Source organism: Verminephrobacter aporrectodeae subsp. tuberculatae At4, assembly GCF_000193225.1.
Taxonomy (GTDB): Bacteria; Pseudomonadota; Gammaproteobacteria; order Burkholderiales; family Burkholderiaceae_C; genus Acidovorax; species Acidovorax aporrectodeae.
In genome coordinates this window covers 1-1,262 of sequence record NZ_AFAL01000820.1, presented here as the reverse complement: position 1 = coordinate 1,262, position 1,262 = coordinate 1, and the positions used below count along the sequence as shown (strand labels likewise).

Below are 1,262 nucleotides of genomic sequence, written 5' to 3'. Positions count from 1 at the left end.
GTTTGGTGTAGCTGACGCTGACCGTCTCCGCGCGGGCCACGACGCGGTCCAGTGTCAGCGTCACGGTCTTGGCCGTGGCGTTCACCACGGCGCTGCACACGCGGATGGCCGCCGTGCCTGCGGCGGTGTTGACCGTAAAGCCGGCGTTCTGCTCGAGTGCTGCCCCGTCCAGGTTGTTGGCTTCCGTGTACGTGAGCACCAACTGGTTGCCGTTGACCGTGGCGCTGCTGAACACCGGGGCCACGGTATCTGCTACGGGTCCGGTAGTGTTCACGCTGTAGTTGGGGCCGTTGACTCTACCCTCGCCGGCGTTGCCAACGGCGTTGGTTACCCCGGCGAGGTTTACGTGGATGACATTCGACGGGGCGTTGACGTTGGCCGTGGGCGTGAAGGTGGCCGTCCAGACCGTGCGCGTGGCGTTGGCCGTGGGCATGCTCAGCGCGCCGCTACCGCACGAGATGTCGCTGGTGTCAAAGCCGTTGACGGGCTGGTTGAAGGTGAAGGTGACGGTGGTGGTCTCGCCCGTGGTGAGCGCGTTGTCGGCCAGCCTGATCTCGACGCCGAGCTCGGCTAGCGTGTTGTTCGTCACGGCCTGGTCGCTGAAGTTCGCTGCGTCGTTGCCGGCAGCGTCCTGCACCACGGCGCCGGTCGCGGGCTTGGTGTAGCTGACGCTCACCGTCTCCGCGTGGGCCACGGCGCGGCTCAGTGTCAGCGTCACGGTCTTGGCCGTGGCGTTTACCACGGCGCTGCTCACGGTGATGGCCGCCGTGCCTGCGGCGGTGTTCACCGCATAGCCTGCGTTGCCCGCGAGCGTCACCGCGTTCAGGCTGTTGGTGTCGGTGTAGCTGATCACCAGTTGGTTGCCGGTGACCGTAGCGCTGCTGAACACCGGGGGCGTGGTGTCTCCCGGCGCGGGCGTGATGTTGGTCGCGGTCATGACATCGAAGTTGGCCGCGTGGTTGCCCGCCACGTCCTGCACCACATTGCCGGATCCGGGCTTGGCGTAGCTGACGCTTATCCGATCACCGTAGTACACGGGAACCTGTTCGAGTGTCAGCGTCACGGTATTGGCCGCCCCGTTCACCACGGCGCTCTGGATGTGGTAGCGATACATTGCCTCGCCGCTGCTGTTGTGGATGTATATCGTGAAGCCTCCAGTGCCCGACAGCGCTACGTCGGCCAAGCTGTTCTGTTCGGTGTAATGGATCACCAGCTTGTCGCCGTTGACCGTGGCGCTGCTGAATACCGGGGGCGTGGTGTCT

At 65.2% G+C, this 1,262-nt stretch carries 1 protein-coding gene; it reads right to left on the bottom strand.

The genetic code is table 11. The features are described from left to right. Positions 1 to 1,262: SwmB domain-containing protein (locus VTU_RS29465; protein ID WP_010108877.1), on the bottom strand; the 1,262-nt coding region annotated here is incomplete at both ends.